Genomic DNA, 6136 nt, shown 5'->3' on the forward strand with positions numbered 1-6136 from the left:
ACATCGATTGGTGCACCTTTGGTTGCAGAAACTGCCGTAATCGTTCCTGCGCGAGGAGCCACAATTTCATTTTCCATTTTCATTGCTTCCAAAACTGCCACAACCTGGTTCTCTTCCACAACGTCGCCTACCTTAACCTTGATATCCAGAATGTTTCCCGGCATTGGGGAAGTGATTTCCTCCCCTTCACCACTTACTGGTTGAACGGGTGTTGTTGGCGCTGCTGGTGTTGGAGGTGCTACAGGTGCGGCTTGAGGAACAGGATGTGTTGTTTCCACAACTTGATTTTGAAGTTGGGATGCCCCTGGGGTCAACTCTTCCATTTCTACCATATACTCTTTACCGTTGATATTGATGCGGAATTTTCTTAACATTTATATCCCTCTTTCAGTGATTGATTTCTGTAATACTGTGAAGTTTAAAACGTGAATCCGAAGAATTATTCGCCATAATCGCAGCAATGATAATAGCTGCTTTTTCTTTATCTAAATCTATTTTCTCTATATTGGTTATTCTAACTTGGGAATTAGGATGGTTCGAAGAAATGATAGCTGAAGATATAATAGCAGCAATTTCTCTTTCTTCTTGTGATATTCCTGAAGTAAAATTGACCAGTAATTTTGGAATATCTGGTATTTTGGGGCTTGAGCTTACGGATGGTCTAGTCTTATTTTTACTGTTCTGCTTAAAAATATTAAATGAAAACATGTTTCCCCCTACCTCTCAAATACTAAAAAAGTAAGACAGTTTCTAAATCAATCCAAAACTGCCTTACCCCGTTATACTGTCAGTTAGTAACTCCTATTTACATTAAATAGGTAGAACTCCTGTTAGTGAATATCCGACAAGATAGATAACCAAAATTGGCCATGCATATTTAGCGTAAGTAAACTGGAAACTGACAAAGTTTTGTTCTGTATGATCTGTTAACATATACAAAGCAGGAATAACTGGTGAAATTAGTCGGAAAGATTGTCCCACCATCGATGCTACTGCTGCTCCCATCGTTGAAATACCATATTGGCCCATTACATCAGCCATTACATTGGAAATCCCAAAATAGAAAGCGTCTTGTGGTAAAAACACGATGGCCGGGGTAGCAATAATGGCATATAGAGGTGCCATATGCGGTCCAATACTTTCTGGTATTAGCATGGTAATTGATTGCGCCAATGCCAACGCCATTCCACTACCGCTCAACACACCAGAGAACACGCCTGCTCCTAAAGTTGCTAGTGCAGGTGCTAATGCATCAGATGCTAAATCATCTAGCCGCTCATTTACTAAACCTGAATTCTTATAATTTAGTGTCAATGCAATTGCAGTTCCTAGCATGAATAAGATTGCACCGTGTGCCACTTCTAGAATTAACATCGTTAAAATCCCGAATGTCATAATCAAGTTTACCCAGTAATATTGTGGGCGTTTCAGTTCAGGTTCTTTTTCCCGAATAGCTTGCAACATACCCTCCATTACTCCTGAATCAATATCTTTCATTTGTTCTTTGGACCAATTTAAGCGTTTTCTTTCTTTTACACCGAAATAGTATGCCATGGCAATCGCGAATACTTCAGCTGCCAACATACCTGGTAGTAGCGCCGCGAATAGTTCACTTACTGGAACTCCCATTGCAGTTGCAGCAGCAATTGTTGGCCCGCCCCAAGGTAATTGGTTAAAAATGCCTATTGGTGTCACAATAATCACTGCAAGATAGCTTAGTTTCATGCCTAATTGTTTGTATAGTGATAAAAATGCTGCAACCATAATAATAATTGTCGTTGTTGTGTCACCGTTCATTGTAACTGCTGTTGCAGTTAGGACTGTTGACATCGTCACTTTGAGCGGATCGCCCTTCGCTTTTTTAATAAAGAATTCACATAGAGGATCAAAAAGCCCCACATTTAGCATGACATCGAAATAAAGGACTGCAAAGAGAATCAAAAGCCCGGGAGAGATAACACCCATACTTACTTTGCCAGTTTCGGCGTTTACTTTGAAGAATAAGGCATCTTGTATCCATCTGAACAAATCCATAAATGAAGCGTCCGTTAGTAAAACAACCAAGATTCCAAAAATGAATGGTACAATAGTTAATGCTCCAAAAACAGATAATTTTTTCTGAGCAAGTAGTACAATAAAAGATACGATCATTGCCAGAGCTAAAAATGTTAACATAATTCACCTCTAAATCAGAATCTGCCATAATGGCAGATTCTGGTATTTTTACTTGATGAAGCTTACTTCTTTACTAATCGATTCAATTGCTGCTTCTTTACGTTTGTTAAATTCAATTTTATTTTTTTCAAATAAGTTTGTTCCTTCGGCATCAATCGACACAATGAGAGGTCCCAATTCAGAAACGTCACATACCCATAGAGTTTCTGGCATTCCTAAGTCGCGCCATTGTGCATCTTTAATTCTATCGACCCTTACAGCTGCATGGACGGCATTACCAGCTGGATAAACAAGATGGAGGGCTTTATAATCTTTACAGCCTTTTTCAGTACCTTTTCCCATTCCACCCTTCCCGATAATCAATTTAACACCTGTTTGTTTAATGAATTCTTCTTCAAATAACTCCATACGCATACTTGTGGTTGGTCCAATAGAAATCATTTCGAACTCATCATTACCGTGGTCTTTGACAATTGGTCCAGCGTGGAAGATTGCTTTTCCTCTGACATCAACAGGCAGAGGGCGCCCTTCTTCAACCAGGCGGCGGTGAGCCACATCACGACAAGTTACCATTTCACCTGAAAGGTAAATGATGTCTCCTACACGGATATCTTCCAAGTCTTCATCTTTGATTGGGGTGGTTAAGTGAAATTCTCTCATAATTCTACTCCTTCATGTGTTAGGATTTCATAATTCAAGTTGCTGTCCAAAATGATATGCCCGCGGCGGTGTGACCAACAGCCTGTGTTAATGGCAACGCCGATTGTAGATGGATGGCGTGCTGTATTTATGATGTTGACGCCCATAACAGATTTTTTACCACCAAACCCTTGTGGTCCCAAACCAATAGAGTTAATGCCATCTTCTAACAATCTTTCCATCTTGGAAGCATTCTCATTTGGGCTTACACTATCCACATCACGCATCAATGCTAATTTGGAATTAAGTGCAGCGGTTTCAACCGAAGTTCCAATTCCAATACCTACAAGGAGTGGGGGGCATGCGTTAATTCCGTAGCTTGTCATTTGATCCATTACGAAACGCACAACACCCTCATAGCCTTCACCTGGCATTAATACTTTGGCAGCGCCTGGTAGTGTACATCCGCCCCCAGCCATGTAAACATACATATCCAGTTGATCGGAGTCTTTTTCAATTTCCATCAAAATGGTCGGCACGCCAGTTCCAATGTTTAATCCTGTATTATACTCATCGAATGTTTCAACTGCATTATGACGTAGTGGTGTTTCGATTGTCGATTTAACAACTGATTCTTTCAATATTTCTTTCAAATCACCTATTAATGGAAAGTTCTCGCCAACTTTCAGGAAAAATTGGATAACACCTGTATCTTGACAGCTTGGACGCTTCAAGTCTTCTGCCAACATTTGGTTTTCCATCATAGTTTGGTAAATCAATTGTTGCAAAGGATCAACTTCCTCTTTTGAAAGTTCATTCAACTTTTTAGCAACATCATCGGGAAGACGTCTACTAATGACCCCAATAAATTTTGACAAGATATCTCTGAGTTCAGCTGCCTGTTGTGACATCTGTGTTGGTTCATAAACCTTTTGCATTTCTTTTCCTCCTTAGTAATCGTTTACAAGGTTATTATCAAGTTTTTTTCCGAAATAAACTATTCGATTATATTGAAGTTTTTTGTTGTTTGGGATTATTCTCAAAAAAATAATCCTTTTCCATTGCATTTTATACGAAAAAAAACAGCCAGAAATTGTCCAATCTGGCTGAGTTTTCCAATTTTGATTTTATTTTTAAGAACAAAAATTTACCTAGTCATTTTTTGTTTTTTCTAATATTGAGGATATATTATTAAGTAATCTATTATATTTATTTTTATAGGTTTTATACTCACATACTTCGCAAGGGCTTCTAAAATCGTCTCTATGATTGGCTCGACTATTAAGATTATAGAAAAGCTTCGCTTGTGTCTCACCCGTTACATTCTCTTTAAAATATTTATCAACATGTGTAAGATCATCTGTTAACCCATTGCGATACTCGGATGGTGTTTTTCCAAAATGTTTTTTGAACATGAGATTAAAAGACTTAATGTCACTAAAACCTGTTTGAAACGCAATCTCGGAAACTTTTTCGTCTGTATCTGTCAGGTGACGGATGGCATCTTGCAGACGACAACGCATAAGGTATTCGTAAAAGTTTATTCCAATTTCTTCCTTAAATAGCCGTGATAGGTAGGATGATGAGTAATTGTATTTTTTGGCTAAAGTGTCCAGATTAAGATCTAGGTGGAAATTTTTTTCGATGTAAATACCAATTTCTTCAATAATTTTTTTGTTTTTTCCCACTGTTACTGACTTTGCAATCCCTGGTTCTTCTATGAAAAATTGAGTAATCTCATTCATCAAGTTCATAAACTGCGATTCTATAACCAAGCGGTTACTAGGATCTTTCGCGCCTTGCAAGTATAGCCTCGCAAGCGTTTGACGCATATCTTCGTAACTAGGGTGTATTTTGTTTAAGGCTGTATTTAAATGAAACCGGCCGTTCCGGAAGTCAAAACCATAATCTGTAAAAAATGCTGAATTAATATGCATCCTCATTGCTATACTGTTGTTTTCTTGTGCGAACGTTGCATGCCCACTATTGGGGTTGATGATTAGGATATCATCTTCGGCCAGTGAACAGACTTGTGAATCTACCAGAACTTCTATACTGCCTTTCAAGAGCCAAATTATTTCCGTTTCATTATGCCAATTATAATGATAGCTACCTATTTGATACACGAGTTGATCAAAACATATATGGTTATTTTTAGATTCATAGTTAAATAGTAATCTATTCATTTTTTATTCCTTTTCCTGAACAATTTTTCATTTACTTTAACTAATGAGAACACTTTCGTCAAGAGGTTGTGCGTTTATGAACGATGTTTTCAAATCGAATTATTTATGTGATAATAATAAAGATAATTTTTAAGAGGAGGCCTGCGATATGAAACCAATTATTGGTATATCCGGAACACAGTTACTAAGCGCTACAAGTGAATTTGAAGGAACCTTGGTGGCTTATACACCCCAATTTTATATTGATACGGTTCAAGGTGCTGGTGCAACACCTATCATGTTGCCGGTCGGTACAGCCGAAGATGCAAAAAACATGGTTGCAGTATTGGATGCTTTGATCCTATCAGGTGGCCATGATGTCGATCCTGAGTTATACGGGGAAGAACCCCATCGTAATTTAACGCTGACTTTCCCTAAAAGGGATGCTTTTGATTTTGCATTGTATGCCGCTGCTATTGAAAAAGGCATTCCTGTTTTAGGTGTCTGCCGTGGCTTACAAATAATCAATGTTTATCACGGTGGTTCGCTTTACCAAGACTTACCAGCACAATATGATGCGGAATTACTGCTGCATGTTCAACAAGCACCTTTCGAAACACCCCTTCATGGTATTTCGGTGCAACCAGGCAGTCATTTATATGATGTGATTGGGGCTCATACAAAAGTGAATACCCTACACCACCAAGCGATTAAAAACTTAGGTACTGGTTTGAAGGCAGTTGCCCATAGTCGGGATGGAATCATTGAAGCGATTGAGCCAATGGATCCAAATATTGACATGATTGCGGTTCAATGGCATCCAGAAATCATGGCGTATTCTGATCCAGCCAATAAAACACTTTTCAAAGATTTTGTTGCTCGTGCAGAAAAAGTAAAGACAAAAATTAAGTAAAATAGGATTTTTAGGGGTTGGGACTTCGGTTCCAATCCTTTTTTTGATTGTGGGCAGGAAACACGGTCTTTCAAGGCCGTGATGAATGCCCACTTTCTTTTTTATTTTCAATAGATATCGTTACACATGGTAAAAAAATAAGTGATATAATTGTCATATGAATAAAGAAAACAAACTCACACATGGTCGGACTTCTGTTTACAACCTGAACTATCATATCGTTTGGGGAACGAAGTACCGAAAC

General features: G+C 38.4%; 7 protein-coding genes and 1 pseudogene. 2 read left to right on the top strand and 6 right to left on the bottom strand.

The annotated features are described in order from the left end of the window. The 6 genes from ACTU7M_RS11325 to ACTU7M_RS11350 form a co-directional block, all read right to left on the bottom strand. Nucleotides 1–374 (bottom strand): biotin/lipoyl-containing protein (locus ACTU7M_RS11325; RefSeq protein ID WP_443474507.1); only part of this gene is annotated, 374 nt, incomplete at its 3' end. A gap of 13 nt (nucleotides 375–387) precedes the next feature. Beyond that, nucleotides 388–708, bottom strand: coding sequence for a hypothetical protein (locus ACTU7M_RS11330; RefSeq protein ID WP_443474508.1), 321 nt, complete (start codon nucleotides 706–708; stop codon nucleotides 388–390). Between the two features lie 102 nt (nucleotides 709–810). Continuing rightward, on the bottom strand, nucleotides 811–2175 hold the full coding sequence (locus tag ACTU7M_RS11335) for a citrate:proton symporter (protein WP_443474509.1): 1365 nt from the start codon (nucleotides 2173–2175) through the stop codon (nucleotides 811–813). A 48-nt stretch (nucleotides 2176–2223) separates the two neighbouring features. Further along, nucleotides 2224–2835 carry a L(+)-tartrate dehydratase subunit beta gene (gene ttdB / locus ACTU7M_RS11340; RefSeq protein ID WP_443474510.1) on the bottom strand — a complete coding sequence of 204 codons (612 nt, stop codon included), beginning with the start codon at nucleotides 2833–2835 and terminating at the stop codon, nucleotides 2224–2226. Next, on the bottom strand, nucleotides 2832–3752 hold the full coding sequence (gene ttdA, locus ACTU7M_RS11345) for a L(+)-tartrate dehydratase subunit alpha (RefSeq protein WP_443474511.1): 921 nt from the start codon (nucleotides 3750–3752) through the stop codon (nucleotides 2832–2834). Before ttdA ends, ttdB begins: the two co-directional genes overlap by 4 nt. A gap of 213 nt (nucleotides 3753–3965) precedes the next feature. Next, nucleotides 3966–5000 carry a helix-turn-helix domain-containing protein gene (locus ACTU7M_RS11350; protein ID WP_443474512.1) on the bottom strand — a complete coding sequence of 345 codons (1035 nt, stop codon included), beginning with the start codon at nucleotides 4998–5000 and terminating at the stop codon, nucleotides 3966–3968. A 148-nt stretch (nucleotides 5001–5148) separates the two neighbouring features. Between ACTU7M_RS11350 and ACTU7M_RS11355 the strand changes: the two genes are divergently transcribed. After that, nucleotides 5149–5892: a gamma-glutamyl-gamma-aminobutyrate hydrolase family protein gene (locus ACTU7M_RS11355; protein WP_443474513.1), complete on the top strand. Its 744-nt coding sequence runs from the start codon at nucleotides 5149–5151 to the stop codon at nucleotides 5890–5892. 157 nt (nucleotides 5893–6049) lie between these two features. Next, nucleotides 6050–6136: pseudogene (locus ACTU7M_RS11360) on the top strand (IS200/IS605 family transposase); the annotation flags it as partial.

It is taken from the genome of Jeotgalibaca sp. A122 (assembly GCF_052266715.1).
Classification (GTDB): Bacteria; Bacillota; Bacilli; order Lactobacillales; family Aerococcaceae; genus Jeotgalibaca.

Coding starts and splice junctions, on each gene's coding strand:
- ACTU7M_RS11330 (WP_443474508.1), bottom strand. CDS start 708: ATGTTTTCATTTAATATTTTTAAGCAGAACAGTAAAAATAAGACTAGA.
- ACTU7M_RS11335 (WP_443474509.1), bottom strand. CDS start 2,175: ATGTTAACATTTTTAGCTCTGGCAATGATCGTATCTTTTATTGTACTA.
- ttdB (WP_443474510.1), bottom strand. CDS start 2,835: ATGAGAGAATTTCACTTAACCACCCCAATCAAAGATGAAGACTTGGAA.
- ttdA (WP_443474511.1), bottom strand. CDS start 3,752: ATGCAAAAGGTTTATGAACCAACACAGATGTCACAACAGGCAGCTGAA.
- ACTU7M_RS11350 (WP_443474512.1), bottom strand. CDS start 5,000: ATGAATAGATTACTATTTAACTATGAATCTAAAAATAACCATATATGT.
- ACTU7M_RS11355 (WP_443474513.1), top strand. CDS start 5,149: ATGAAACCAATTATTGGTATATCCGGAACACAGTTACTAAGCGCTACA.